Below are 26231 nucleotides of genomic sequence, written 5' to 3'. Positions count from 1 at the left end.
GGTTCGGGCCACACGCGCCGTTTTCGGCGTCTTCGTCGTTGCCAAAACGAAAGACGGGGGCCAAAGCCCCCGCCCCGTGGTCCCGATTATTCCATCAGGCCCAGTTCTTTGTAGGCCTTGACAGCGCCGGGATGCAGCGGCGCCGAAAGACCGTCCTTGATCATTTCCTCGGCCTTCAGGTTGGCAAAGGCCGGGTGCAGCTTGCGGAAATCATCCAGGTTCGACATCACCGCCTTGGCCACGATGTAAACCACCTCTTCGGGCACATCCGCCGAGGTGACAAAGGTCGCGCCCACACCGAAGGTCGGCACGTCGTCGGGGTGGCCCGGATACATGCCGCCGGGAATCACCGTCTTACGATAGTAGGGGCGTTCCGCGACCAGCTTGTCGATCTCCGGCGCCACGGCCGGAATGATCTTGGCCTCGCACGAAGCAATCGTTTCCTGCGTCAGCGCCGAGGGGTGGCCGACCGCCCAGAAATAGCCGTCGATCTTGTTGTCGCACAGCGCGCCCGAGGTCTCGGACGATTTCATCTGCGCCGCCAGCGCCAGGTCGCCCCGGCTCCAGCCCATGGCCCCTTCGATCACTTCCCACGTGCCCAGCGTGCCCGAGCCCGGGTTGCCGATGTTGAAGCGCTTACCCTTCACATCGGTGATGTTCGAAATGCCGCTGTCGGCCCGCGCCAGGATCGTCACGGGCTCGGGGTGCACGGAAAAGACCGCGCGCAGCCCCTCGAACTTGCCCTGCTCCTCGAACTTCGAGGTGCCGTTATAGGCATGGTACTGCCAGTCCGATTGCGCCACGCCGAATTCCAGCTCGCCGGCCTTGATCGTGTTGATGTTGTAGATCGAACCGCCGGTGGATTCGGCCGAGCAGCGGATGCCGTGTTCCTTGCGGTCCTTGTTCACCAGGCGGCAGATCGCGCCGCCGGTCGGATAATACACACCGGTCACGCCGCCGGTGCCGATAGAAATGAATTGCTGGTCTGCGGCCTGCACCTGGCCCACGGCCATCAGACTCGCGGCAGCGGCTGCGAAAAGTTTCATTTTCATGTCGGATACAACTCCCTTTCGGTTGGTCTTGCGGCACCCGCTCGGGCCATCCCCGGCCCGGCGTGCCGTTCTCATACCGCGCGCCGGTGGGCGGCGGCCTGTCGTGGGTAAAGAATGCGGTCTCTTGCTCCCCGTTGTCTACCCCCGGGCACGCTAGAGCAGAACATATGTTATGCCAATGTCGTCATCTCGCAGGCATCCGGGGGATTTGCTACGATAATCAGATGATTTCAATGCATAACAAACGTTTGGATCGCGGCGTGCCGCCCGGCCCGTCCAGGCCTTGCGATTCGCGAGTTCGGCCAGTAGCAACAGATCGGACAGCGCGCCGCGGCCCCAGATTGCGGATTATGGTGCGGGCGGTGGGACTCGAACCCACACGGGGTTTCCCCCTTCGGATTTTAAGTCCGATATGTCTACCATTCCATCACGCCCGCTCCGGTCCGGCGACCATACCCGGCAATTACCTCGTGTAAAGCTCTTCAAAACCCCGAACCGGCCAAAATCTTGCCAAATTCCGGGGCTAGAAAACACCCATGGACCAGAACGGAACGTATGACAAATCCGCATCGAAGCGCGCGTTTCAGCGCGGCATGATGCTCGCGCTTGGCATTGCGCTTGTCCCGGTGATGATTGTCTCCACCGGTCTGTTCCTGTCCGGCTACCAGCCCGGCGATTTCGATGCGAACATGCGCTACATCCTTCTGGGCCTCTGGATCGGCTTTCTGGTCACAGTCAATCGCCTGTCCAACCTGAACCTCGGCCGGCTCTACGAACGCATCCCAAGCGACCAGCGCGGCCAGGTCCTGACGATCGTCGTCTTCTCGGCCCTTCTGGGGGCGCTTCGCCTGCGCGCCGACATGACAGCGCTCGAAATGGCCCGGAACTGGTTCATTGGCTTCTTCGTTCTGGCCCTGCTGTTCCTCGGGCTCTTCACCCTCTTCGCGGCGGTGCACGGGTCCTGGAAACGTGCCCGGCAACGCTCCCGCGACAAACGCCGGCACTGACCACCCTCGACGGGTGGAAATTTCGTTCTACAAATCCGATCCGTCCGGCGCGGTCTCGGCCGGTTGCAGCAACCCCCGCTCTGGCAGCCACGGGTTCAACTCCAGCGCCACGCGCAGATCGTTCTGCGCCTCGTCCATCCGCCCCAGCCCCATCAGCGTCATCGCCCGCCCCGCCAGCGCCCCGATATGGGTGGGCGACAATTCCAGCGCGCGGTTCAGGTCCTCCAGCGCCGGCTCATAGTCCTGGCGCATGAAATTCACAAAGGCGCGCTGGTTGTAGCCCTCGGCATAGTCCGGACAATATTCCACCAGCCGGTCGAAATCGGCGATCGCCCCGGCGAAATCATACCCCGCCCGCCGGGTCATGCCCCGGTCCAGGATCGCCTGCGCCTGCTGGTTGGGCGCATCGGCCCACAATTCCCACATCTCGTTGGTGATCAGTCGCGCCGCGCGCTCGTCCGGCGCGTCGCGCAAACGTTCGACCAGCCGGGCAAAGGCGACCGAATGATCGGGGGGCGCGGGGCAGGTCTCGGCCTGCGCGGCGCCCGCAAGAAGCAGACTGAATAGCAAGAACCGCATACCCCCAGCATGCGCCAGGCCGGTCATGCGTCAAATAACATCTGCGACATCGGCCTCTTTTACCGCCTCCATCGCCACGAAGGTCGACGTGCTCGCGACATGCGGCAGCGTGGTGATCGTCTCGGCCAGGATCTGCCGGAAATCGCGCATGTCCCGTGTTCTCACCTTCAGCAGGTAATCGAAACTCGCTGCCATCATATGCGCCTGCTCGATCTGCGGAATCTTCGCAACCCCGGCATTGAAGGCCCTCAGCGCCGCCTCGCGCGTATCGCTCAGCCGCACCTCTACAAAGGCGACGTGATCCAGCCCCATGCGAATGGGGTCGAACATCGCACGGTAGCCGGTAATCACCCCGCTCTCCTCCAGCCGCTTCACCCGCGCCTGCGTCGGCGATTTCGAAAGCCCGATCCGCCGCGCCAGATCGGCAATGCTGATCCGGCCCTCGCTCGCCAGAATCGACAGAATATTCCGGTCGAACCGGTCCAGCTCCTCAAAACCTTTTGGATCGTTTTCTTCACTCAATTCAGGTCAAATCTCCGCAATACACGCAACTTTCAGGCCAAATGCCTCCCAACTTCGTGATAATTTAGACCAAACAGACGGAGATTACCATGTCCCTGCCGCCCCACATCGCCCGGATCGACGCCTCAACCTACGCCGATGAGGCCGAAACCCTGGCCCATCTCACCCGGCTCGCCGCGCTGGACGACACCGCCCGCGCGCGAATCGCCGACCGCGCCGCCGAGCTGGTGCGCGGCATCCGCGGCGCCTCCGATCCCGGACTGATGGAGGTCTTTCTCGCGGAATACGGCCTTTCCACCGACGAAGGCATCGCGCTCATGTGCCTGGCCGAGGCCCTCCTGCGCGTGCCCGACGCCGATACGATCGACGCCCTGATCGAGGACAAGATCGCGCCGTCGGACTGGGCCCGCCACATGGGTCAGTCCACCTCGCCGCTAGTCAACGCCTCGACCTGGGCGCTCATGCTTACCGGCAAGGTGCTGGACGATCCCGAACCGGGCCTCATCGGCACGCTGCGCGGCGCCGTCAAACGCCTGGGCGAGCCGGTGATCCGCACCGCCGTCGGCCGCGCGATGAAGGAAATGGGCCGCCAGTTCGTGCTGGGCGAAACCATCGCCGCCGCGATGGAACGCGCCGCGAAGATGGAGAAACGCGGCTATACCTACTCCTATGACATGCTGGGCGAAGCCGCCCGCACCGAGGGCGATGCGCGCCGCTATCACCTCGCCTATTCCCGCGCCATCACCGCCATCGCCGCCGCCTGCACCCGCCCCGACATCCGCGAAAACCCCGGCATCTCGGTCAAGCTCTCGGCGCTCTTTCCCCGCTACGAAATCGCCCAGCATGCCCGCGTCATGGACGAGCTTGTCCCGCGCCTGCGCTCGCTCGCGCTCCTGGCGAAATCCGCTGGCATGGGCCTCAACATCGACGCCGAGGAGGCCGACCGCCTGACGCTGTCGCTCCATGTCATCGAAACCGTGCTCTCGGAACCCGCGCTCGCGGGCTGGGACGGCTTCGGCGTGGTGGTGCAGGCCTATGGCCAGCGCGCAGGCCTCGTGCTCGATCACCTGCACGCGCTGGCCGAAAGGCTCGACCGCCGCATTATGGTCCGCCTCGTCAAGGGCGCCTACTGGGATACCGAGATCAAGCGCGCCCAGGTCGAAGGCATGGCCGGCTTCCCGGTCTTCACCCGCAAGCCGGCGACCGATGTCAGCTATCTCGCAAACGCGCGCAAGCTCCTGTCGATGACCGATCGGATCTACCCGCAATTCGCCACCCACAACGCGCATACCGTCGCCGCCGTGCTCGACATGGCGGGCCAGATGGGCGTGGTCCAGGACGATTTCGAGTTCCAGCGCCTGCATGGCATGGGCGAAGCGCTGCATGACATCGTGCTCAAGGCCGAAGGCACCCATTGCCGCATCTACGCCCCGGTCGGCGCGCATCGCGATCTTCTGGCCTATCTCGTCCGCCGCCTGCTGGAAAACGGCGCCAACTCCTCCTTCGTCAACCAGATCGTCGACGAGGACGTGCCGCCCGAAGACGTCGCCCGCGATCCATTCGAAGCACTGTCGGACGCCGCCCCACAGATCCCCACCGGGCCACAACTCTTCGCCCCCGAACGGCCGAACTCGACAGGTTTCGATCTCACCCACAGCCCGACGCTCGACAGGATCGAAGCCGCCCGCGCGCCGTTCCTCACCCATCACTGGCAGGCCGGCCCGCTGCTGGCTGGCTATGCGGCCCCAGACGACGCGCAACCGGTCGCCAACCCGGCCGATCCGGCCGACCATCCCGGCACCGTCGCCTGGGCCAGCGCGGCCGACGTGGAAACCGCGCTCTCCGCCGCCTCGCCGTGGCAGGCCTCTCTGACTGAGCGCGCCGCGATCCTGAACCGTGCCGCCGACCTCTACGAGGAAAACTTCGGCGAGATCTTCGCCCTTCTCGCCCGCGAGGCGGGCAAGACGCTGCCCGACGCCGTGGCCGAACTGCGCGAAGCGGTGGACTTCCTGCGCTACTATGCGGCCAACGCCCCCGCCGGCGATCCGGCCGGCACCTTCACCTGCATCAGCCCGTGGAACTTCCCACTGGCGATCTTCACCGGCCAGATCGCCGCGGCGCTCGCCGCCGGTAACGCCGTGCTGGCGAAACCGGCCGAACAGACCCCGCTCATCGCCCACCGCGCGGCCGACCTGCTGCACCAGGCCGGCGTGCCGCGCGACGTGCTGCAGCTCCTGCCGGGCGCGGGGACGATCGGCGCCGCGCTCACCTCCGATGCCCGAGTCGACGGAGTGGCCTTCACCGGCTCCACCGAAACCGCGCAGATCATCCGCCGCGCCATGGCCGAAAATCTCGCCCCCGGCGCGCCGCTGATTGCCGAGACCGGCGGACTCAACGCAATGATCGTCGATTCCACCGCGCTGCCGGAACAGGCAGTTCAGGCCATCGTCGAATCCGCTTTCCAGTCGGCCGGCCAGCGCTGCTCGGCGCTCCGCTGCCTCTACGTGCAGGAAGACATCGCCGAACACTTCATCCGGATGCTTACCGGCGCCATGGACCAGCTGGCCATGGGCACCCCTTGGGCACTTTCTACCGATTGCGGCCCGGTGATCGACGAAGAGGCCCGTGGCCCGATCGCCGCCCATATCGACAAGGCGCGCGCCGCAGGGCAACTGGTGCACGAACTGCGCACCCCCAACGCGGGCACCTTCATCGCCCCCACCCTGATCCGGGTGGCGGGAATAGCCGATCTCGAACGCGAAATCTTCGGCCCCGTGCTGCATCTGGCCACCTTCAAATCAGAGGAGCTCGACCAGGTGATCGCCGACATCAACGCCACGGGCTATGGCCTCACCTTCGGCCTGCAAACCCGGATCGACGACCGCGTACAGCATGTTTCCGAGGCGGTTCACGCCGGCAACATCTATGTCAACCGCAACCAGATCGGCGCCATCGTCGGCTCGCAGCCCTTCGGCGGAGAGGGCCTCTCTGGCACCGGACCCAAGGCTGGCGGACCGCACTACCTCGCGCGCTTCCGCGCCAACCTCGCACAGGCCACGGCCGCGGCATGGGACAGCGCCATGGGCGCGGACGAAGCCCAGCGCGCGCTCGACGCCGCCCCGGCCGCCTCGAATGGCAACACGCTCACCCTGCCCGGGCCAACCGGGGAATCGAACCGCCTCACCACCCTGCCGCGCGCCCCTCTCCTCTGCCTCGGGCCGGGCGCCGTAGCCGCCGCCGAACAGGCGGCGTTGGTCACCGCCCTCGGCGGAAGGGCGGTGCAGGCATCGGGCCGGCTTGACCCATCGGCGCTCCAAACCCTCCGCGGGTTCTCGGGCGCGATCTTCTGGGGCGATCCGGACGACGCCCGCGCCTACGCCCGCGCACTCGCCGCGCGCGCGGGCCGGATCCTGCCGCTGATCACCGGCCAGCCCGATACCGGCCACGTGATGACCGAACGCCATGTCTGCGTCGACACCACCGCCTCGGGCGGAAACGCAGCCCTACTCGGAGGCGCGGCCTGAGCCCGAGGTTTTGCGCCGCGTGTTCCACGCGTCGCGGCGGGGCGGGGCCTCGGCTGGCGCCTCGGCCCCGCCAGGCCATCATCCGCCTGCCTGATCCTCCACCGCGCCGCCTTCCGACAGGTCAGGCCATTGAGTATTTTTGCCAAGAAAGAGACATGGGCCATCCGATCCTTCGCTCTTTCTTGGTCCAAATACTCAAATCCCAACCTCTCCCCCCGCACAGCCTTTGGCATGGCGCGCCAAGCCCCCCGGCGCACGGGGGTGGGTGGGCGGGCCGTGTGCCGGGGGGCGGCCTACCGCACGCGCGGTTAACTAAAGAAACCGTAAAGATTTGCCGCGCTGCGGCGGTGCACGCATGTCAGCCGGAGGACAGCCGAAGATCACCCCCCGGCTTTCGCCGCGCCGCGGCTGCGTTAAGCCGCCGGGACGGTGACATTAGCGGCAGTAACTGCCCGAGCGATAGCGCGCCGTGTCGAAGTGGAAATGATCACGGTGATAGCGGTTGGCATCCGGCCCCAGAACCGTGCCGAACGGCCCGCAGGCACGCGCATGCATGGCGCGCAGCGCACGCCCGCGCCAGCCCTGCCCCCAATGCTGCAACACGCTGATTTCGCTGCCATCTTTCAGGGTAAGCGAGGCGATGTCGATCGCCCGCCCCTTGCCGTGCTCGGAAATTTTCGCGCCGCGCTGGTTGTTGCGGGTCCGGCAGGCGTAATGCGCGGCCACTTTGATCCGGGCCACACCCCCGCCACGGTTACCCACGGCCGGCTTCATGCCTTTTTCCACCCATGATTTCAATGCTTTGGCTGTGGTGCAATCCATCACCGCCTGCTGGCTGAGCCCGACACCCGCGACCGAGCGCACCCGGACTGCATCCTTCACGCCACAGCCGCTTATCCGCCCCGGCACGCGGCCGACCGGCTCCCCCTGGATCGCAATGTCTCCGCACACCATGCCACGCTGCAGTTCGCGCTGCTTTTTCGAAGCGAAAAGCTGCGCCCGTTCGCTGCGCTGTTTCGGACGCAGAAGCCCCAGGAATCCGCGTCGTTCCGGTTCGGCGGTTTTCTGCGCAGGTGTCGGCGGAACATCCGGGATCACCGCCCGGGATATCGGGCGCAGCGACCGGTCCGGTGCGTTGGCAAAAGCCGCACCCGCTGACAAGCCGAGGAAAATTACCAATGATACCAGTCTATTGAACTTCATTTCACCTTGGCCCGACCGAAGTCCGGGGCGTCCGTATCCTGACCCGCTTCGATAATACCACGACGGATCGCGCGTGTATGCGTGAAATAGTCGAAGAGCTGTTCGCCATCGCCCGTGCGGATCGCGCGCTGGAGCGCGAAAAGTTCCTCGGTGAAGCGGCCGAGGATTTCCAGCGTCGCTTCCTTGTTGTTGAGGAACACATCGCGCCACATCGTCGGATCCGAGGCCGCGATCCGGGTGAAATCGCGAAAGCCCGCGGCCGAAAACTTGATCACCTCCTGCTCGCTCACGCGGCTGAAATCGTCGGCCACGCCGACCATCGTGTAGGCGATCAGGTGGGGAATATGGCTCACGATTGCGCAGAGCAGGTCGTGATGTTCCACCTCCATCACCTCGGTATTGGCGCCCATCGCCTGCCACATCGCTTCGATTGCGGCCACCGCATCGGCATCGCTGCCGGCCGCCGGCACGATCAGGCACCAGCGGTTGTCGAAAAGCTCGGCAAACCCCGCGCGCGGGCCCGAATGTTCGGTCCCGGCCATCGGGTGGGTGGGCACAAAATGAATGTTTTCAGGCAGATGCGGCGCCACCGCGTCGACCACCGCCGCCTTGACCGATCCAACATCGCTGACCGTTGCGCCCGATTTCAGCGCCGGCGCGATCTCGGCGGCAACGGCCCCCATGGCACCCACCGGCACGCAAAGCACCACCAGATCGGCGTCTTCCACCGCCTCGGCTGCACTGTCGCACACCCGGTCGACCAGGCCGATCTCGCGCGCCACCGCGCGGGTCTCCGGCGTGCGGGCATAGCCGGTGATCTCGCCCTTGTACCCCGCTCGCTTCAACGCCAGCGCCATCGAGCCCGCGATCAGGCCCAGCCCGATCAGCGCGATACGATCATACGAAATGGCCATCACATATCCTCCCGCCAGCGCGTCAGCACATCGATCACGCGACCGGTCTGCGCGGCATCCCCCACGGTGATCCTCAACCCTTCGGGGAAGCCGTATCCGGCGACACGCCGCACGATGATCCCGTCGGCCTGCAGGGCCGCGTCGGCGGCCAGTGCCTCGGCCTCGTCGGCAAACCGGGCCAGAACGAAGTTCCCGTGGCTGTCATCGCAAGCCACCCCGAGCTGGCGCAGCGCCAAGGTCAGGCGCGCGCGCTGTTCAGCGTTCAGCGCCGCACAATTTTCCACCCATGCCCGATCGCGTACAGCCGCCTGCCCGGCTGACAGTTGCAGCTCCGAAAGGTTGAAGGGCTGGCGGATGCGGGTCATAACCTCGACCATGTCCTTTGGTCCATAGCCCCAGCCGATGCGCAAGCCACCCAGCCCATAGATCTTGGAAAAAGTGCGCGTCATCAATACGTTGGGCCGAGTTTCCGCCAAGATCGCGCCGCCGTCATATCCATCAGCGAACTCGGTATAGGCACCATCGATCACCAGGATCACATGCGCGGGCAACGCATCGGCCAACCGCTCCAACTCGCCCTCGGGCAGCATAGTGCCGGTCGGGTTTCCCGGGTTGGCGATCAGCACCAGCCGCGTGCGCTCGCTCACCGCGTTCAGGATTTCGTCCACATCCACCACACGCGCACGCTCGGGCACGCAGACCGGCGTGGCGCCGGCCATGTGGGTCAGGATCGGGTACATGGAAAACCCGTGCTCGGTATGTATGATCTCGTCACCCGGCCCGGCAAAGGCCTGCGTCACGAATTGCAGCACCTCGTCCGATCCCACCCCGCAGATGATCCGCGCCGGATCGAGCCCGTGCACCTCGCCGATGGCCGCCCGCAGCTCGGCGTGATCGGTCGAGGGATAGCGGTGCACCTCCGCCGCAGCGGCCCTGATCGCAGCAATGGCCGCATCGGGCGCCCCCAGCGGGTTCTCGTTCGAGCTCAGCTTCAGCACATCGTCGCGCCCGGCCAGCGTGGATTTTCCGCCGACATAGAGATCGATCTCCATGATGCCGGGCTGGGGCGTGATCTTTGTCATCTCGGTCTCCTTCGGGCCCTTCTACCCGCAGGCAAATCATGGCGCCAGAATGAAAAAGGCCGCGGCGGTGTCCCGTCGCGGCCTCTTGTTCGATAGGGCGAAGATCAGTTCTTCGCGTAGAATTCCACGACGAGGTTGGGTTCCATCATGACCGGATACGGCACGTCGCCCAGGTTCGGGGTGCGCACGAATTTCGCGGTCATCTTCGAATGGTCGGCCTCGATGTAATCCGGCACGTCACGCTCGGGCAGGCCAACGGCTTCCAGCACCACGGCCAGTTGCTTCGAGCGGTCGCGCACTTCGATCACGTCGCCTTCCTGCACGCGGTACGAGGGGATGTTGACCTTCTTGCCATTCACCTTCACGTGGCCGTGGTTCACGAACTGACGCGCGGCAAACACGGTCGGCACGAACTTGGCGCGGTAGACGACGGCGTCCAGGCGGCGCTCCAGCAGACCGATCAGGTTTTCACCGGTGTCGCCCTTCACACGCTCGGCTTCGGCGTAGATGCGGCGGAATTGTTTTTCCGTCAGGTCGCCGTAATAGCCTTTCAGCTTCTGCTTGGCGCGCAGCTGCAGGCCGAAGTCGCTGAGCTTGCCCTTGCGGCGCTGGCCGTGCTGGCCGGGGCCGTATTCGCGGCGGTTGACGGGGGATTTCGGACGGCCCCAGATGTTTTCGCCCATCCGGCGGTCGATTTTGTACTTGGCAGACGTGCGTTTGGTCACGGCTGTTCTCCTTCTCAAGTGTCGAAGGGCGTTGTCCTTTGCGTTCCGAAGCATTCCGGGCAGCCGACAGGCATCCCCTTGCGGGGGCCACCAACACCAATGAAGCCGCGCTTATAGCCGAGCGAGGACCCGAGTCAACATTAAAGACACGGTTCTCAGGCGGCGTCGTGCATCAGGATCGCGGCCTCCGAGTCCGACAGGTTGCGCCGGGCATGTTCGCCATAGCGGTTCGGATCGAACTCGAAATCCGGGAACAGCGCCAAAAGCCGCTTGAGGTCTTCCTCCGCCAGGCTCGACATCGCGGTGTTCGACGGGTGGAAACTCTCGGTTTCAACGCCATTGGCCCACACCACCTGATGCGCTGGCAAAAGCAGGTGCACATAGGTCACCTCGCGCAGCTGGGTGTCGATCACGATGTTGCGCCCGTTGACCATGTCCTTGGCACGCACCAGCACCTCGTCGGTGTTGAACAGCGCCTGCGCCACGCGCCCCTGCACCAGCATCCGGTGCTCGGGCGATACGATCAGTTCCTCATCGGGCCGCTCGACACCCAGCGCCCCGGCCCTGATCCGGATCGGCCGCAACCGCGGCATCGCGAACAGCCGCGCACCTGTCATCCGGCGTGATCCGATCCACAGGATCTCCTGCGCGCCGTTGTCCTTGGTTTCCACCCGGTCGCCTTCGCGCAACTCCTCGATCAGCTTCGGACCATCGGGCGTCACGATCCGCGTTCCGGGCGTGAAACAGATCACCCCGCCGGCATCGGGCTCTCCGCCCGGCTGCGCCGCGCTATCGAAACTCTGGTGAACCACCCAAAGCTCGGTCTCGCGCGGGGGCATTTCGTTGAAGAACATCAGAAGCGGCGGCTGTCCTGCGCCCACCGGGATCATCGTCACGGTATAGCTGTTGGATCCATCAGTGACGATGAAGCTATCATCCAGCAACGGTCGCTCGATCTCGAGTTCATCCAGCCGCTGCGCTTCGTTCACCGCCGCACCGACAAGGCGGTGCACCATGCGCGCCGCCCGCTTGCGGATATTCTGTTCACCGTCCGCCTGTTCCAGCCGCAACAACTCACTTGGCCCATCCACCCGCACGGCGTCCCCGCGCCAGGACCACGATGCCCCGACACTCAACGCGTAAACGGGCGCGGTCCTGAAACCGTCTACTTCCGTCTGCGACCAGGAGATGACAAACGTGCCGCGAAAGCCCGTTCCCATTGCCTGTATGCCTGCCTTTTATTTTTTTATTGATGGCACGCTAACAGAGGTGATTCGCCCGGCCAACCTCTAAATGGCCGCTCGCCTAAAAAGTGTTGCAGAATATCTGACGCGAAAAAGCGTCAGGACCACGCTGCAATATGTTGAACAACAGCGCAAATCCCGGATCCGCTGTGACCGGCCCGGCTCAGCCGCACTTGGAATGGCCGCAGCTCATGCAGGTCATGCAACCCTCGACCATCCGCATGTCGTATTGCCCGCAATTCGGGCAGGCCGGACCCTTGGGCGCGTCCAGGTTCACAACCTGCGCTTGCGGGTCGGACTTGAGCCCCATCCCCTCGCCCTCGATGAAACCGATGGCGATCAGGTGCCGCTCCAGCACCCCGCCGATCGCGGCCAGGATCGAGGGGATGTACTTGCCTTCCATCCAAGCCCCGCCGCGCGGATCGAACACCGCTTTCAGCTCCTCGACGACAAAGGACACATCCCCGCCACGCCGGAACACCGCGCTGATCATACGGGTCAGCGCCACGGTCCAGGCAAAATGCTCCATATTCTTCGAATTGATGAACACCTCGAACGGGCGGCGATGGCCGTTGATAATAATATCATTCACGGTCAGATAAATCGCGTGCTCGCTGTCCGGCCATTTCAGCTTGTAGGTCGTCCCTTCCAGCGCCTTGGGCCGGTCCAGCGGCTCCGACATGTAGATCACATCGGCGCCCTTGTCGGCCTCAGGCGCGGCCTCGCTCTGCTCGCTCACGCTCAGCACGCTGCCGGTGATCTCGTTCGGGCGGTAGGTGGTGCAACCCTTGCAGCCGGTTTCATAGGCCAGCATGTAGACATCCTTGAACGCCTCGAAGCCGATCTCCTCAGGCACGTTGATCGTCTTGGAAATCGAACTGTCCACCCATTTCTGCGCCGCCGCCTGCATCTTCACATGCTCGCCCGGGGCCAGCGTCTGAGCATTCACGAAATGCTCGGGCAACTCCGCATCGCCGAACCGTTCGCGCCACAGCGCATAGGCGTAGTCTTCAACCTCTTCCTCGCTGCGCGATCCGTCCTTCTGCAGAACTTTGCGCGTATAGGAATACGCAAAAACCGGCTCGATCCCCGAACTGACATTCCCGGCATAAAGCGAAATCGTCCCCGTCGGCGCGATCGACGTCAGCAGTGCATTGCGGATCCCGTGCTCGGCAATCGCATCGCGCACATCCGCATCCATCGCCCGCATGGTTCCGCTGTCGAGGTATTTCTCGGCATCGAACAGCGGAAACGCGCCTTTTTCGCGCGCCAGATCGACCGAGGCCAGATAGGCCGCGCGCGCGATCGCGTGCAGCCAGCTTTCCGTCTGTTCGGCGGCCTCGTCACTGCCATAGCGCAGTCCGACCATCAGCAGCGCATCGGCCAGCCCCGTCACGCCCAGCCCGATCCGCCGCTTCGCCTGCGCCTCCTGCGCCTGCGCCTCCAGCGGAAAGCGGGATACGTCCACCACGTTGTCCATCATCCGCACGGCGATCTTGACCAGCTCGGCCAGCGCGTCCTCGTCAATCCCGGCGCATTTGCCGAACGGATCGGTCACCAGCCGCGCCAGGTTGATCGAGCCCAGCAGGCACGCCCCGTAAGGCGGCAGCGGTTGCTCCCCGCAGGGGTTGGTGGCCGAAATCGTCTCGCAATAGCTCAGGTTGTTGGCCTGGTTGATCCGGTCGATGAAAATCACGCCCGGCTCGGCGTAATCATACGTGGCCTTCATGATCCGGTTCCACAGGTCGCGCGCCTCGACCGTGTGATAGACCTTGCCGTCGAACACCAGGTCCCATGACTCGCCCGCTTTCACCGCCTCCATGAAATCGTCCGTGACCAGCACGCTCATGTTGAACATGCGCAGCCGCGCCGGATCGGACTTGGCGGTGATGAAATCCTCGATATCGGGGTGATCGCAGCGCATCGTCGCCATCATCGCGCCGCGGCGGCTGCCCGCGCTCATGATCGTACGGCACATCGCGTCCCACACATCCATGAAACTCAGCGGACCGCTGGCATCGGCCGCAACGCCCTTCACATCCGCGCCCTTGGGCCGGATGGTGCTGAAGTCATAGCCGATGCCACCGCCCTGCTGCATGGTCAGCGCGGCCTCTTTCAGCATGTCGAAGATGCCCGCCATGCTGTCGGGGATCGCGCCCATCACGAAACAGTTGAACAGCGTCACGCTGCGGGCGGTGCCCGCCCCGGCGGTGATCCGGCCCGCGGGCAGGAACTTGAAATCCTCCAGCGCGTGATAGAACCGCTCTTCCCACGCGGCGCCGTCCTCTTCGACCTCGGCCAGAGCCCGCGCGATTCGCCGCCATGTATCCTCCACCGTCAGATCGGCGGGCGTGTCATCGGCCTTTTTCAGCCGGTATTTCATGTCCCAGATCTGCTCGGCGATGGGGGCGGCGAAACGGCTCATGTCAGCAATGTCCTGCGCGTGGATGAAGGCCCGCCAAGATACGCGCGTGGCCTCATCGGGTCAATCTCGTGCGCACCCTTTGGCCCTCAGTGATGCAGGAACGCCCCGGCCCTTCGGGATGTCTGCATCCCGTTTTCCAGCGTGACCACCCCGTTTACCAGCACATGGGAAATCCCCGCCGCCGGTTGCTCCGGGTCGTCGTAACTCGCCCGGTCGATCACCGTATCGGGGTCGAAAACCACCACATCGGCCTTCATCTCCTCGGCCAGTCGCCCGCGGTCGGACAATCCGAACTGCGCCGACGAAAGCCCGGTCATCTTGTGCACCGCCTGCGCCATGCTCAACAGGCCCTGTTCGCGCGCATAATGGCCCAGCACCCGCGGGAACGTGCCCCAAAGCCGTGGATGCGGCTTCTCGCTGCCGGGTATCCCGTCCGAACCGATCATGCTGGTCGGAAAACTGATGATCCGGCGCAGATCGCCCTCGTCCATGCAGAAATAGATCGCGCCCGCCGGGTGCAGCCGGTCGATCGCCTCCTCGCGCGTCACGCCCCATCCCGCCGCGATATCATCCAGCATCCGCCCGCTCATCTCCGGGTGTGGGCGCGACCACATCACTTTCACATCGGTGCATTTCTCGGCAAAGGAATGCAGCAACGCGGTCGAGGCGGCGGTGTAGGGATAGACATCCAGCCCGACCTCCTGGCTTTCCTGCGCCTTTGCGATCAGCGCCAAGGTCTCAACGCTACGCCCGAAATTCGCCTCGCCCGCACATTTATGGTGCGAAATCACCACCCGCGCGCCCGATTGCCGCCCTGTCTCCAGCGTCTCGCGCACTGACTCCAGGACGCCATCGCCCTCGTCGCGCATGTGGCTTGTGTAAACCGTGTGCGGAAAGGCCGTCATCCGGCGCGCCAGCGGCACGATCTCATCAATCGCCGCAGCCTTCGACGGCGGGTATTCCAGCCCGGTCGACAGCCCGATCGCCCCCTGCGCCAGCGCGCGCTCCAGCGCCGTGCCCATCTGCTCGATCTCGGCGGCCGTCGCCCCGCGATCCAGGTCCAGCCCCATCGCGCCCACACGCAACGTGCTGTGCCCCACCAGAAGCCCGACATTCACCGCGGGCGCCGCCCTGGCCAGTTCCGCGCGATAGGCATCGACATCGGCAAAGCGGCTTTTCTTCGCGCTGAACATCAGCGTGAAGGGCGGCGGCAATTCTCCCTCGGCGGCCAGCGGCGCGGCTGAAATGCCGCAATTACCCGCGATGATCGAGGTCACGCCCTGCGTGATCTTGAAGGGCATTTCGGGCGTCTCCAATACGGCCACATCATCATGGGTATGCACATCGATGAAGCCCGGCGCCACGATCCGGCCCGCCGCGTCGATCACCTCGGCACCCTGCCAGCCCGCGCAATCGCCCACACAGACGATCCGGTCCCCCGTGATCGCCACATCGCCCCGGTATCCTGGCGCCCCGGTGCCATCGATCACCGTGCCGCCCCGGATCAGGATATCGCAGTTTTCCATGCCTCGGCCCTCCTTCCGGCAGACTAAAGCGTTTCGAGAAAAATCTGAAACACGAGTTTTTTTGAAACGCACGCAACGCGCATATGTTGTGCGGCGTTTCGGGTTCTCCCTGTCTCAGATCAAACCCGAGACGCTTCAGCGCGGATCGCATTGAACACCACAAAGAATCTCTTATTCTGGAGTGTGGGGGCATGAATGGGCGACACAGTACATCTGATAAAACTCTCTGTCGGCACCGAGTCGGTCGACGACCTGGCCGCGTGGCAGGCCACGCGCCGTGCGCAGGGCGATGACGGCCTGCCGCGCCACGTGACCCGCATGTGGCCGCGCCGCGAGAGCCATGTCCTGAACGGCGGCTCGATCTACTGGGTCATCAAGGGCGTCGTGCAGGCCCGCCAGCGCATCCTGCGGCTTGACGAGGTAATCCGCCAGGATGGCATCCGCCGCTGTGGCATCGTGCTCGACCCCGAGTTGATCCGCACCGCTCCAGCCTTGAAACGCCCCTTTCAGGGCTGGCGCTACCTCGATCCGGCCGATGCGCCCCCCGACATCAGCTTTGGTCGTGAAAGCGACGATGACCTGCCACCGGACCTTTCGGCGAAACTGGCTGAAATCGGCGTAATCTGAAGGGGCACATGATGGGCGTACCCGCGATACACATCCTGAATGGCCCCAACCTCGACCTGCTCGGTCAGCGCGAGCCGCATATCTACGGCCACACCACTCTGGCCGAGATCGAAAGCATGTGCCGCGACGCCGCGCGGGGTGATCTCGTTTTTGCCCAGACAAACACCGAGAGCGAGATGATCGATATGATCCACGCCGCCCGAGAAAGCGCCGGCGGGATCATCATCAACCCGGCAGGCTGGAGCTTTCGCTCGATCGCGATCTTCGACGCACTCCGGACCTTCGAGGGACCGATCATCGAATTGCACCTGTCAAACATCCACGCCCGCGATCCGGCCCACCGGCACAGCCTGATTTCACCGGCGGCGACGGCTGTGATTGCGGGTCTGGGCGCAGCGGGCTATCCCGTGGCGGTACAAGCGATCTACGGCCTGATCAGATAACGAAACGTGCCGCTTCTCCGCACAGGCGCGCACCGCCGGCAACCTGCAACGCAGGCAAAACCCGACCTGCCAAGGGGCCTGTAGGCCTGGCCACCGGAATCACACATGCCGAAATGGTTTCGGGCCCGCGCGGCACGGGCCCGAAACACACCGGGTTCTGACCCGGATCAGAAAGCCCCGAGAACGCCCGAAGTCACCACACTGTGGCCGCCGTTCTGGATCCCGTTCACGACGCTGTTCAGAGGCGCGTGCGATTTCGATTTCCCAAGCGGTATGGTCACGCCAAATCTGACAGTATCGATGTCAACCGACGGTCCAGGCGTATCCAGCGTCGATCGCGCCAGCTCCAGCGAAAGGACCGTAGGGATGCCCGAAATCGCCGCCGTCTTATAGGCCAGTCCAAGCCCGAAAGTCGTGACATCGACATTCACGAGGCCGATCGAGGCCCGCTGTGCGCCGCCATAGGCCATCAGCGAGTCATTGAAAGAATACCCGCCACCCAGCGAGACGAGATCAATGTCGACACTGTTCCCGGCACCTTCGATACGTGTTCTTCCGATTGCGCCGACGCCAAAGGCGTTCGGTGCGAAATCATACTGAACCCGGGCGCCAAAATCCTTGATGTCGATGCCTGCGGGAAGCGACGGCTTCGTGTCGCTTACACCGTAGTAGACCTCGGCCGAAAGATCGTCGGTCTCGTAGCCCAGTGTCAGGCCATAAGACGTCAGCGTTACGCTGCCTAACAGAAGGCCTGCGCTGTCCTTGACGTGGCCGCGCTCGACATAGGCGCCAACGGCGAAACCGTTGGAAAAACGGTACTTGCCGTCCAGACCGAAATAATTGGCATCAAGATCCGGCGCGCCACCGGTGATGTCGATCCGGGCAAGCGCGGCGTTCATGCCGAAACTCAGACCGTTGCCCACGTCATAATAACCATTCATATCCAAGGTGGTTGTTTTCAGATCGTTCGGCACCACCGAAATATCCGACTTCGAAAACCCCAAAGTCACGGAACCACCCATCTCTGCCGCATCAAGGCCAACAGGCGCAAACAGCAGGAAACCCGAAACAGTACAAATAAGGTTGCGTTGCATCTTTCTCACTCCAAGAAGTGTTTCAAACAATAGGGTTAACGTATCATTAACGTGCCAATCCGGCGAAACGCGTTTATTAACGAATTGGAAGAGTTGCACAAAAAACACGTGCGTTTCCTGAATGAATCCGAAGATTTCTGTTTCGATGACCGGTGAGATCTGACAATTCACACGATGATCGTGTCAGCGAAACCGTCTGAAGTTCACCGTGTGCCCAGGGCATCAAGAAGCGCCACAAGTGCTGCGCGTTCATCGTCATCCATAACCGCCACCCGCGACCGGTAAAGCGTCGCCTGGCTTTTCAGAACCAGGCCATCGGCCAGGATCTTCAGGTGGTTGGCCCTGAGCGTATCGCCGGTGGAGGTGATATCCGCAATCGCCTCGGCGGTTTCGTTCTTGACCGTGCCTTCGGTCGCCCCTTGGCTGTCGACCAGCTGGTAATCCGCCACGCCATGTTCGCGCAGGAACTCGCGCACCAGCCGGTGATACTTGGTGGCAATCCGCAGCCGGAACCCGTGCGCGGCCCGAAAGGCCGCGGCCGCCGCATCGAGGTCATCCAGCGTGTCCACGTCAACCCAGCAGGACGGCACCGCGATCACCAGGTCGGCATGACCGAAGCCCAGCGGCGCCAGTTCCTCGACCTGCCGGTCCCACCCGCCCAGCTTCTCGCGGATCAGGTCGGTGCCCGTCACGCCCAGGTGGATGCGCCCGGCGGCCAGTTCGCGCGGGATCTCCCCTGCCGACAACAGCACCAGTTCGACGCCCTCGATTCCCTCGACCGCACCGGCATATTCCCGGTCCGACCCTGCGCGCGACAGGGTAATGCCCCGCTCGCCGAACCAGTCGAAGGTCTTTTCCATCAGCCGCCCTTTCGAGGGCACGCCAAGCTTCACGCTCATGCCCGGCCCTCCCGCAGCTCCAGCATCAGGCCCGGGCGGACAACACCGCCCACGGCCGGAATCTCGCGCCCCTGCCCCAGTTGCCGCGTCAGCGCATCATAGCGCCCGCCACTGGCCACAGCCGGCAGGTCGGGCCGACCCTCGGCGTAGAAGCCGAACACGAAACCGTCGTAATATTCCATCTGCGTCCGGCCGTAGGAGGCCTCGAATTCCAGGTTGGCCACGTCCACGCCGCGCGCCGCCAGCGCCTCGGCCCGCGCCTCCAGCCGCTCGACCGCCCCGGCGATCGCGCCCATGTCGACGGCGATATCGCGCAGATGCTCCAGCGCAAAGGGCATGGTCTCGCGCACCGCCAGGATCGCGTCCATCAACGCCACCTCGCCAGCGCTGATCGGCTCGGCCGCCGCATCCTCATGCAGCGCGCTGATCCGCGCGCCGATCTCTTCGAGCGTGCGCAACCCGATCATGGGCTCGGCGCCCACCAGCGGCTCCAGCTCGGCCAGAAGCGCCGCACGCGTGGGCGGCACCGGCGCGCGGCCCGAGAACCTGTCGATCAGCGCCCTGAACCGGCGTGGCCGCCAGATATGCCGCATCAGCGCCGCCTTGCGCCGTTCGGTCGTGTTCAAGCCCGCCACCGCCGCGGTCAGCAGCCCGATATCGCCGGTCGCGGCGCGCAGCGGCAGACCCTCCAACACCGACTGGATCAGTGCGAACACCTCTGCATCCGCATGCGCGGGGTTGTTGCGCTCGAAAAGCTCATAACCCACCTGCAGGTATTCATTGGCGCGCTCGGCATCGTCCTCTTGGCGCCGGAACACTTCACCGGCATAGGTATAGCGCGCGGGCTCGGCCCCATGCTCCATGTGCATCTGCACCACCGGCACGGTGAAATCGGGCCGCAGCATCTGCTCGCCCCGCAGCGCGTCCGAAGTCACGTAGGCGCGTGCTCGGATATCCTCGCCATACAAATCCAGCAACGTCTCGGCCGGTAGCAGCAGGGGCGCCTCGACAGGCACCGCCCCCGCCGCCTCGAAAATCGCGCGCAGGCGCGCGGCCTCGGCCCGGTTTGCCACACGGATGGGCATCAGTCGCCCTGCCCGTCCAGGATTTCGCGCACCTTGGCGACCAGTTGATCGCGCGGCACCTCGAACTGGCTCGGGCGCTCCTTCCATTCTTCCAGCGTGGCGTTCTCGGCGATCTTCGCGCCCAGAACCAGGTCCTTGATCTGCACGACGCCGTTGGCCTTTTCCTCCGCGCCCTCGATCACCGCCACCGGGCTCTGCCGCTTGTCCGCGTATTTCAACTGGTTGCCGAAATTCTTCGGATTGCCCAGGTACACCTCGGCACGGATACCCGCGCGGCGCAGCTCGCCCACCATCGCCTGGTAGTCCGCCATGCGGTCGCGGTCCATCACCGTCACAACCACGGGCCCCTGCTCGCGCGCCTCGATCCGCCCCTTCTCGCGCAGCGCGGCCAAGAGGCGATCCACCCCGATCGACACGCCCGTCGCCGGTACCGGTTGGCCGGTGAAGCGCTTGACCAGGTCGTCATAGCGCCCGCCGCCGGCAACACTGCCGAACTGGCGGGTGCGGCCCTTCTCGTCGAGGATTTCAAAGGTCAGCTCGGCCTCGAACACCGGCCCGGTGTAATATCCCAGCCCGCGCACCACGCTCGGATCGATCACGATGCGGTCCGGCCCATAGCTCTGCGCCTCCAAGAGCGCCGCAATCTGGGCCAGCTCGTCCACGCCTTCGGCGCCGATCGCGCTTTCGCCCACGGCACCGCGCAGGTTGGCCAGCGTTTCTTCGTTGTCCGTCCCTTTCGAGGTCAGGAACGCCACCACCGGGTCCGCCTGCTCGGGCGCAAGGCCCACCCCGTCGATATAGGCGCCCGAGGCATCGAGCCGCCCCTTGCCCAGAAGCTCGCGCACGCCTTCCTCGCCCACCTTGTCGAACTTGTCGATGGTGCGCATCACGTCGGCCGCCTGGTCTTCGTCGGTCACGCCCATGACTTCCAGCACGCCATTCAGAACCTTGCGGTTATTGACCCGCACGATGTAGTCCCCGCGCGGTATGCCCACGGTCTCCAGCGCATCCGACAGCATCGCGCAAATCTCGGCGTCCGCCGCCACGCTGGCCGCGCCAACGGTGTCGGCATCGCATTGATAAAACTGGCGATAGCGGCCCGGTCCGGGCTTTTCGTTGCGCCACACGGGGCCCATCGCATAACGGCGATAGGGCGTCGGCAGGTCGTTGCGATGCTGGGCATAGACGCGGGCCAGCGGCGCCGTCAGGTCATAGCGCAGCGCGACCCAGCCATCATCTTCCTCTTCCCAGGCGAACACCCCGGCATGCGGGCGGTCGACATCGGGCAGGTACTTGCCCAGCGCGTCCAGCGTCTCCACGGCCGAGCTTTCCAGCGCATCGAACCCATAGGCATGATACACCCCGGCGATCCGGCGCAGCATCTCGGCGCGCTCGGTCACTTCATGTCCGAAATAATCGCGAAACCCTTTAGGGGTCACCGCCTTGGGACGCGGGGCTTTTTTCTGCTTGGCCATGGGTGTTCCTTGCCACATCGGTTGCGCGCAAGCCTCTACCGGATGGGGCCATGCGGGGCAAGGCGGCATGTCGCGCCGGCCCTTGACCGATACGCCCTGCCGGGCTACCGCGCAGGCCATGGAAAAGCTCGAAGAAAAAATCGCCCATCTCGAACGCGTCGTCGATGATCTCTCCGGGGTCGTCGCCCGCCAGGCCGAGGATATCACCGTGCTCAAGCGCCGGGTCGAGATGCTGATGCAGCGCGAGGCCGAACGCGAGACCGACCAGGGCAGCCATATCTTCACCGGGCAGGAACGCCCGCCGCATTACTGACGCAGCTCAGCCGCCCGGCGCCATGGCCAGCATCTCGCCGTCATGGATCAGGATGTTGATCCAGCCATTGGCACCTTCGAAACGGTTGTAGACGCTCACGAACACGGTATTGCGCTCCATCCGGTCAATCTTGGCGCCGCAGGGCTTGTTCCGGCGCACGCCGCAAACCTGCGACTTCACCTTTTCATAGGCCTTGTCGGTGGCCTTGCCCGTGCGCGCGCTTTCGGGCAGGCCATAGCGCAGCGCCTCGTACATGCCCGGCGATCCGAACACCGCCAGCGCCGCCGTCAGTTGTCGCGGACAGCCATCGCCGAAGCCGGTGATGTAGAACGTATTGAGCCCCGCATCCGCCGGATTACTGTCATACACACGGTATTTCGGCCGCTTCTCGGGAAAATGCCCGACCTCGCGGCCCAACTCGCCACGTTTGACATGGCAGGCCCGCGCGATCTCGCCAAACGGCAGCACCTCGCCCGGTGCGGCCTCGCGCGCATCAGGACCGGTCAGGCGGGCCGCCTTGCGGCTGCCGAACAGTCCGGAAAATCCGCCGGAGTCCTTCGGCTCGGGCCGGGCTTGCTCACCCGCGTCGTCCCCGCTGCCCTCAGGTTTGACCAGGGCCACCCGTTCCACCTGCTCGGGCGCATCTCCGGTCACGGTTTCCGCCTTGTCGCGGCTGAACAGCCGCCCCAGGAACCCGCGTTGCTCCGGTGCTGCGGCCGATTCCGCCGATGCCACGGCGATACCGTCCTCGGCCGCCTCGTCAGCGGCGGCCTCTTGGGCCGTGGTGTCCGGTGCTTCAGCAGCGGCCTCATACGTCGCAGCGCCGACCTCGCGGTTGCGCAGCAGCCGCTGGAACAAGCCTGCATTCTCATCGGTTTCCACCGGGGCCGCCACCGCCTCGACCACCGGGGCCGGCGCGTCGACCTCGACCTCCGACAGCTTCGGCACCTGCCGCAGCGGGTCCGAACAGCCCGCAACGGCCATCAGGCCAGCAACTAGGATGATCCTGCGCAAAACGCTCCCCCCAAAGGTTTCACCGGTCTTAGCGTATTCCAGGGCAACAGGTCCAGCGGCGGCGCCGGCGCTGTGCCAAAACGCGCCTATCCCCGCGCAGGCCGCAGCCGGAACAACCGCACCAGCATGACAAGCAAATAAAGCAGCACGACCAGAACTGCCGCGCCGGCCACGAACAGCATCAGCGCACCGGCCATACCCGCCGACTGCGGCACAAATCCCGCAAGCGGCGGCCATATCGTGCCGGTCAGCGCCGCATGCCCCATCGTTGCACCCAGCCAGCCCAGCAGCACCAGGGCGCCCACCCGCACCGCCACGTGCACCGGCCCGGCACCATGCCCGCGCAGGCCCCGGCGCAACGCGGTGAACTGCCGGCGGATGTCGGATTGCACCGCCAGCAGCGCCGGCACCACCAGGAGCACCAGAAACACGCCAAAGCCCAGGCCATAAACCAGCGTAATCACCGTGGGCTTCAGGAACTGCGCCTGCTGCGACCGCTCGAACAGGAGCGGCGCCAGCCCGATCACCGTGGTCAGCGTGGTCAACATCACCGGCCGCAGGCGGTCGGCTGCCCCGTCGATGATCGACGGGATCAGGCCACGCTCTTCGGCATATTCATCGATGGTTGTGATCAGCACGATTGAATCGTTGATGATGATTCCGGTCATGCCCAGCAAACCCACCACCGTGAACATGCTCAGCGGCACCTCCCAGTAATGGTGACCGTATATTGTCCCGATCAGCCCGAACGGGATGATCGCCATCACCACCAACGGCCGCGTCCAGCTGGAAAACACCCAGGCCAGCGTCAGGAAAATGCCCACAAGGCTCAGCATCAGGCCCAACAGCGCGTCGGTCAGGAACTCGCTTTCCTGCTCGGCCAGCCCCGACAGGGTCCACTCCACCTGATGTACGCTGGCGATCTCGGGCAGGATCTCGGTTTCCAGCGCGCGCATGATCTCTTCGGCCCGGGCCGGATCATCCTCGGAAATGTCACCGGTCACCGAAACGGTGCGGATGCCGTTTTCGCGCAGCACCGTCGAAAACCCGGCCCGCGTCTTCACGCTGACGATATCGACCAGCGGCACGTATTCGGCCCCCTGCGTGCGCATCTGGCTGCGCTCCAGGAAATCCGCCGTCAACTCGTCGCGCGGCAGCTCGATGCGGATTTCTGCGCTGCGCGGCCCCTCGGGATAGGTCGCTGCCTCAAGCCCGTTCAGACGCGCCCGCAGGACCCGCCCCAAACCGTCGATGGTAAAGCCCAGCGCCTGGCCCTGCGGCGTCAGCTCCAGGATCAGCTCGTCCTTGTCATAGGACAGGTTGTCCTCGACCGCGCTCACCTCCGGGTAGCGCGAAACCGCCGCCTTCAGCGCCTGCGCCGCGGCCTTCAGCGTCTCGGCCTCGGCGCCATAGAACTGCACGTCCAGCGCCTCGCCCCCGGGGCCTGCGCGCCAGCCACGAAAGCTCAGCGTTTCCACCATCGGGTGGCGCACCACCTTGTCCTGAAGCTCGCCCACGAAGGCGAAGCTGGAATAGGGCCGCAGGTCCGCGTCGATCAGCTCGATCGCGATCCCGCCCAGAAGGTCGGCATCCTTCACATCCGATCCCGGCAGCGCCCGGCCCGAATTGCCGCCCACCTCGGCGATTACATAGTCGATTGGGTTGCGCCCGTGGCGTTCCTCGTATTCCGCGCCCAGCTCCTCAACCGCCTTTTGCATCGCGCGCATCATCTCGATCGTGTCCTCGCGCGTGGCGCCGGGCGCCATCGCCCAGTTGCCGGTCACGCTGCCGCGCTCAGGCGCATTGAAGAACCGCCACTGCACATCGCCCCGGATAAAGAGCGCCGCCTGGCTCGCCAACAGCAGAACCGCGCCCGCCAGAACCGGGTAGCGCAACCAGACAACGCCCGCGATGAACGGCCGGAACAGCGTCTCCCGCACCCAGACAAAGCCCCGGTTCACCACCCGCGACGGCCAGTCGTACCAATGATCCTCCTTGGCCGAACGGTGCAGCGAATGGGCCATGTGGTTGGGCAGGATCAGGAAGCATTCGATCAGGCTCGCCGCCAGAACGACGATCACGGTAAACGGGATGTCCGCGATCAGATCGCCGAACCGCCCCGAAATCGCGGTCAGCCCGAAAAACGCGATGATCGTGGTCAGCGTGGCGGAAAACACTGGCATCGCCATCCGCCGCGCCGCCGTTTCGGCCGCCTGCAACGGCTTCTCACCGTATTTCTTCACCCGCGCATCGGCATGTTCGCCCACCACGATGGCATCATCCACGACGATGCCCAGCGTGATGATCAGTGCAAACAGCGAAATCATGTTCAGGGTCAGGCCGAACACATACATCAATGCGATCGCCGTCAGCATCGACACCGGGATGCCCGCGGCCACCCAGAACGCCGTGCGCGCGTTCAGGAACAGGAAAAGCAGTGCCACCACCAGCCCCAGGCCCATCGCGCCGTTGTCGATCAGGATGTTCAGCCGCCCGATGATTGCCTCCGAGCGGGTGCGGATCAGGTCGATCGTCACCCCCTCGGGCAGCGTCGCCTCCATCTTCTCGGCCACGTCCTCGACCTGGCGCTGGATCTCGATCGCGTCGCCCTGCGCCGACCGGTCCACCCGGATCGAGGTAGCCGGGTTCTCGCCAACGAAATAGCCCCGGTTGCGGTTGATCCCCTCGACCCGCAGCCGCGCCACATCCCCCACGGTCAGTTTCGATCCGTCCGGGTTGACCCGCAGCACCACCTGCGCCAGCTGTTCGACGCTGCGCTTTTCCACACCCGTGCGCACCCGGGCATTGGCGCCCTCCACGTCGCCGGCCGGGTCTGCATCCACCTCCTCGGCGATCGCCTGGGCGATCTGCGCGAAAGTGATGTCGTGGGCAATCAGGTTGACGCTCGGCACCTCGATCACCGTGCGCGGCGCGGCAACACCCCGGATCGTCGTGCGGGTCACGCCCTCGGCAAAGAGGCGCGTGACGAACTCATCGGCAAAGCGGCCCAATTGCTCGCTCGCCACGGGGCCGGTGATCACCACATCCGTCACCCGGTCACGCCAGACGCCGCGGGTCACTTTGGGTTCTTCGGCTTCATCCGGCAGTGTCGTCACCTGGTCCACAGCGGCCTGCACATCGTCGGCGGCACGCCCCATGTCATACCCCGGCTCGAAATCCAGCGTGATCCGCGCACTGCCTTCGCGCGATGTCGCCTCCGAGCTTTCCACCCCCTCGACGGCCAGCAGCGCCGGCTCCAACACCTGAACGATGGCCGCATCGACATCCTCGGCCCCCGCGCCCTCCCACACGACGCGCACGCTCACATTGTCGATAATCACGTCAGGAAAGAACTGCGCGCGCATCCGCGGCAGCGCAGCAAGGCCCGCCACGATCAGCACGACCAGAAGCAGGTTCGCCGCCGTGGCATGGCGGGCGAAATAACTCAGCAGGCCACCGGGATTGCGCAACGCCATGG

21 protein-coding genes and 1 tRNA gene are annotated in these 26231 nt (G+C 64.8%); 5 read left to right on the top strand and 17 right to left on the bottom strand.

Annotated elements, in window-relative coordinates:
* Positions 1-86 precede the first annotated feature (86 nt).
* Together E0501_RS12745 and E0501_RS12740 are read right to left on the bottom strand one after the other, a co-directional pair.
* Positions 87-1052 (bottom strand): TAXI family TRAP transporter solute-binding subunit, encoded by a 966-nt coding sequence (locus E0501_RS12745; RefSeq protein WP_137701714.1) that lies wholly within the window; start codon positions 1050-1052, stop codon positions 87-89.
* Positions 1053-1403: 351 nt separating this feature from the next.
* A tRNA-Leu gene (locus E0501_RS12740) sits at positions 1404-1489 on the bottom strand.
* 99 nt (positions 1490-1588) lie between these two features.
* Here E0501_RS12740 and E0501_RS12735 point away from each other — a divergent pair.
* A complete protein-coding gene (locus E0501_RS12735) occupies positions 1589-2059 on the top strand; it encodes a hypothetical protein (protein ID WP_137701713.1) in 471 nt (156 codons plus the stop codon).
* Positions 2060-2086: 27 nt separating this feature from the next.
* Here E0501_RS12735 and E0501_RS12730 read toward each other — a convergent pair whose 3' ends face one another.
* Both E0501_RS12730 and E0501_RS12725 read right to left on the bottom strand, forming a co-directional pair.
* Complete coding sequence (locus E0501_RS12730; protein WP_137701712.1) at positions 2087-2638, bottom strand: tetratricopeptide repeat protein; 552 nt, start codon at positions 2636-2638, stop codon at positions 2087-2089.
* 30 nt (positions 2639-2668) lie between these two features.
* Positions 2669-3160 carry an Lrp/AsnC family transcriptional regulator gene (locus E0501_RS12725; protein ID WP_235857836.1) on the bottom strand — a complete coding sequence of 164 codons (492 nt, stop codon included), beginning with the start codon at positions 3158-3160 and terminating at the stop codon, positions 2669-2671.
* A gap of 89 nt (positions 3161-3249) precedes the next feature.
* On the opposite strand from E0501_RS12725, the gene putA reads away from it, so the two are divergent.
* Positions 3250-6684, top strand: a complete 3435-nt coding sequence (gene putA / locus E0501_RS12720; RefSeq protein ID WP_137701711.1) for a bifunctional proline dehydrogenase/L-glutamate gamma-semialdehyde dehydrogenase PutA — start codon at positions 3250-3252, stop codon at positions 6682-6684.
* A gap of 435 nt (positions 6685-7119) precedes the next feature.
* Here the strand turns inward: putA and E0501_RS12715 are convergent, their stop codons facing one another.
* The 7 genes from E0501_RS12715 to E0501_RS12685 form a co-directional block, all read right to left on the bottom strand.
* Positions 7120-7887, bottom strand: a complete 768-nt coding sequence (locus E0501_RS12715; RefSeq protein ID WP_137701710.1) for an extensin-like domain-containing protein — start codon at positions 7885-7887, stop codon at positions 7120-7122.
* Positions 7884-8801 carry a prephenate/arogenate dehydrogenase family protein gene (locus tag E0501_RS12710; RefSeq protein ID WP_137701709.1) on the bottom strand — a complete coding sequence of 306 codons (918 nt, stop codon included), beginning with the start codon at positions 8799-8801 and terminating at the stop codon, positions 7884-7886. Before E0501_RS12710 ends, E0501_RS12715 begins: the two co-directional genes overlap by 4 nt.
* A complete protein-coding gene (hisC, locus tag E0501_RS12705; RefSeq protein WP_137701708.1) occupies positions 8801-9883 on the bottom strand; it encodes a histidinol-phosphate transaminase in 1083 nt (360 codons plus the stop codon). Before hisC ends, E0501_RS12710 begins: the two co-directional genes overlap by 1 nt.
* Positions 9884-9987: 104 nt before the next feature.
* On the bottom strand, positions 9988-10608 hold the full coding sequence (gene rpsD / locus E0501_RS12700) for a 30S ribosomal protein S4 (RefSeq protein ID WP_137701707.1): 621 nt from the start codon (positions 10606-10608) through the stop codon (positions 9988-9990).
* A 155-nt stretch (positions 10609-10763) separates the two neighbouring features.
* A complete protein-coding gene (locus tag E0501_RS12695) occupies positions 10764-11828 on the bottom strand; it encodes a Hint domain-containing protein (protein ID WP_137701706.1) in 1065 nt (354 codons plus the stop codon).
* 187 nt (positions 11829-12015) lie between these two features.
* A complete protein-coding gene (locus tag E0501_RS12690; protein WP_137701705.1) occupies positions 12016-14277 on the bottom strand; it encodes an adenosylcobalamin-dependent ribonucleoside-diphosphate reductase in 2262 nt (753 codons plus the stop codon).
* Positions 14278-14363: 86 nt separating this feature from the next.
* Positions 14364-15803 carry an N-acyl-D-amino-acid deacylase family protein gene (locus E0501_RS12685; RefSeq protein ID WP_137701704.1) on the bottom strand — a complete coding sequence of 480 codons (1440 nt, stop codon included), beginning with the start codon at positions 15801-15803 and terminating at the stop codon, positions 14364-14366.
* A gap of 195 nt (positions 15804-15998) precedes the next feature.
* On the opposite strand from E0501_RS12685, the gene E0501_RS12680 reads away from it, so the two are divergent.
* Both E0501_RS12680 and E0501_RS12675 read left to right on the top strand, forming a co-directional pair.
* The gene (locus tag E0501_RS12680) at positions 15999-16430 is read left to right on the top strand and encodes a DUF1489 family protein (protein WP_137701703.1); all 432 of its coding nucleotides are present in this window, start codon (positions 15999-16001) and stop codon (positions 16428-16430) included.
* 11 nt (positions 16431-16441) lie between these two features.
* On the top strand, positions 16442-16873 hold the full coding sequence (locus tag E0501_RS12675) for a type II 3-dehydroquinate dehydratase (RefSeq protein WP_137701702.1): 432 nt from the start codon (positions 16442-16444) through the stop codon (positions 16871-16873).
* 167 nt (positions 16874-17040) lie between these two features.
* Here E0501_RS12675 and E0501_RS12670 read toward each other — a convergent pair whose 3' ends face one another.
* The 4 genes from E0501_RS12670 to hisS form a co-directional block, all read right to left on the bottom strand.
* Complete coding sequence (locus E0501_RS12670; RefSeq protein WP_137701701.1) at positions 17041-18075, bottom strand: porin; 1035 nt, start codon at positions 18073-18075, stop codon at positions 17041-17043.
* A gap of 95 nt (positions 18076-18170) precedes the next feature.
* Complete coding sequence (gene hisG / locus E0501_RS12665; RefSeq protein WP_137701700.1) at positions 18171-18866, bottom strand: ATP phosphoribosyltransferase; 696 nt, start codon at positions 18864-18866, stop codon at positions 18171-18173.
* On the bottom strand, positions 18863-19951 hold the full coding sequence (locus tag E0501_RS12660; protein WP_137701699.1) for an ATP phosphoribosyltransferase regulatory subunit: 1089 nt from the start codon (positions 19949-19951) through the stop codon (positions 18863-18865). The genes hisG and E0501_RS12660 overlap by 4 nt, the downstream gene beginning before the upstream one ends.
* Positions 19951-21426 (bottom strand): histidine--tRNA ligase, encoded by a 1476-nt coding sequence (hisS, locus tag E0501_RS12655; protein WP_137701698.1) that lies wholly within the window; start codon positions 21424-21426, stop codon positions 19951-19953. The genes E0501_RS12660 and hisS overlap by 1 nt, the downstream gene beginning before the upstream one ends.
* A 118-nt stretch (positions 21427-21544) precedes the next feature.
* Here hisS and E0501_RS12650 point away from each other — a divergent pair, with 118 nt between their 5' ends.
* Complete coding sequence (locus E0501_RS12650) at positions 21545-21739, top strand: SlyX family protein (RefSeq protein WP_137701846.1); 195 nt, start codon at positions 21545-21547, stop codon at positions 21737-21739.
* Positions 21740-21745: 6 nt separating this feature from the next.
* Here E0501_RS12650 and E0501_RS12645 read toward each other — a convergent pair whose 3' ends face one another.
* Together E0501_RS12645 and E0501_RS12640 are read right to left on the bottom strand one after the other, a co-directional pair.
* Positions 21746-22723 carry a hypothetical protein gene (locus E0501_RS12645; RefSeq protein ID WP_137701697.1) on the bottom strand — a complete coding sequence of 326 codons (978 nt, stop codon included), beginning with the start codon at positions 22721-22723 and terminating at the stop codon, positions 21746-21748.
* Positions 22724-22839: 116 nt separating this feature from the next.
* Positions 22840-26229 (bottom strand): efflux RND transporter permease subunit, encoded by a 3390-nt coding sequence (locus E0501_RS12640; RefSeq protein WP_137701696.1) that lies wholly within the window; start codon positions 26227-26229, stop codon positions 22840-22842.
* Between the last annotated feature and the right edge of the window lie 2 nt (positions 26230-26231).

Source organism: Marimonas lutisalis, from assembly GCF_005434965.1.
Taxonomy (GTDB): Bacteria; Pseudomonadota; Alphaproteobacteria; order Rhodobacterales; family Rhodobacteraceae; genus Marimonas_A; species Marimonas_A lutisalis.
This window is presented reverse-complemented; position numbering and strand designations above follow the sequence as displayed.

What these genes read in the sequence shown, in the direction of transcription:
- E0501_RS12745 (WP_137701714.1), bottom strand. Translation starts at nt 1,052, where the DNA reads ATGAAAATGAAACTTTTCGCAGCCGCTGCCGCGAGTCTGATGGCCGTG.
- E0501_RS12685 (WP_137701704.1), bottom strand. Translation starts at nt 15,803, where the DNA reads ATGGAAAACTGCGATATCCTGATCCGGGGCGGCACGGTGATCGATGGC.
- hisS (WP_137701698.1), bottom strand. Translation starts at nt 21,426, where the DNA reads ATGGCCAAGCAGAAAAAAGCCCCGCGTCCCAAGGCGGTGACCCCTAAA.
- E0501_RS12695 (WP_137701706.1), bottom strand. Translation starts at nt 11,828, where the DNA reads ATGGGAACGGGCTTTCGCGGCACGTTTGTCATCTCCTGGTCGCAGACG.
- E0501_RS12640 (WP_137701696.1), bottom strand. Translation starts at nt 26,229, where the DNA reads ATGGCGTTGCGCAATCCCGGTGGCCTGCTGAGTTATTTCGCCCGCCAT.
- E0501_RS12675 (WP_137701702.1), top strand. Translation starts at nt 16,442, where the DNA reads ATGGGCGTACCCGCGATACACATCCTGAATGGCCCCAACCTCGACCTG.
- hisG (WP_137701700.1), bottom strand. Translation starts at nt 18,866, where the DNA reads ATGAGCGTGAAGCTTGGCGTGCCCTCGAAAGGGCGGCTGATGGAAAAG.
- E0501_RS12660 (WP_137701699.1), bottom strand. Translation starts at nt 19,951, where the DNA reads ATGCCCATCCGTGTGGCAAACCGGGCCGAGGCCGCGCGCCTGCGCGCG.
- E0501_RS12650 (WP_137701846.1), top strand. Translation starts at nt 21,545, where the DNA reads ATGGAAAAGCTCGAAGAAAAAATCGCCCATCTCGAACGCGTCGTCGAT.
- E0501_RS12730 (WP_137701712.1), bottom strand. Translation starts at nt 2,638, where the DNA reads ATGCGGTTCTTGCTATTCAGTCTGCTTCTTGCGGGCGCCGCGCAGGCC.
- E0501_RS12690 (WP_137701705.1), bottom strand. Translation starts at nt 14,277, where the DNA reads ATGAGCCGTTTCGCCGCCCCCATCGCCGAGCAGATCTGGGACATGAAA.
- E0501_RS12680 (WP_137701703.1), top strand. Translation starts at nt 15,999, where the DNA reads ATGGGCGACACAGTACATCTGATAAAACTCTCTGTCGGCACCGAGTCG.
- E0501_RS12710 (WP_137701709.1), bottom strand. Translation starts at nt 8,801, where the DNA reads ATGGCCATTTCGTATGATCGTATCGCGCTGATCGGGCTGGGCCTGATC.
- E0501_RS12715 (WP_137701710.1), bottom strand. Translation starts at nt 7,887, where the DNA reads ATGAAGTTCAATAGACTGGTATCATTGGTAATTTTCCTCGGCTTGTCA.
- E0501_RS12645 (WP_137701697.1), bottom strand. Translation starts at nt 22,723, where the DNA reads ATGGCCGTTGCGGGCTGTTCGGACCCGCTGCGGCAGGTGCCGAAGCTG.
- E0501_RS12735 (WP_137701713.1), top strand. Translation starts at nt 1,589, where the DNA reads ATGGACCAGAACGGAACGTATGACAAATCCGCATCGAAGCGCGCGTTT.
- putA (WP_137701711.1), top strand. Translation starts at nt 3,250, where the DNA reads ATGTCCCTGCCGCCCCACATCGCCCGGATCGACGCCTCAACCTACGCC.
- hisC (WP_137701708.1), bottom strand. Translation starts at nt 9,883, where the DNA reads ATGACAAAGATCACGCCCCAGCCCGGCATCATGGAGATCGATCTCTAT.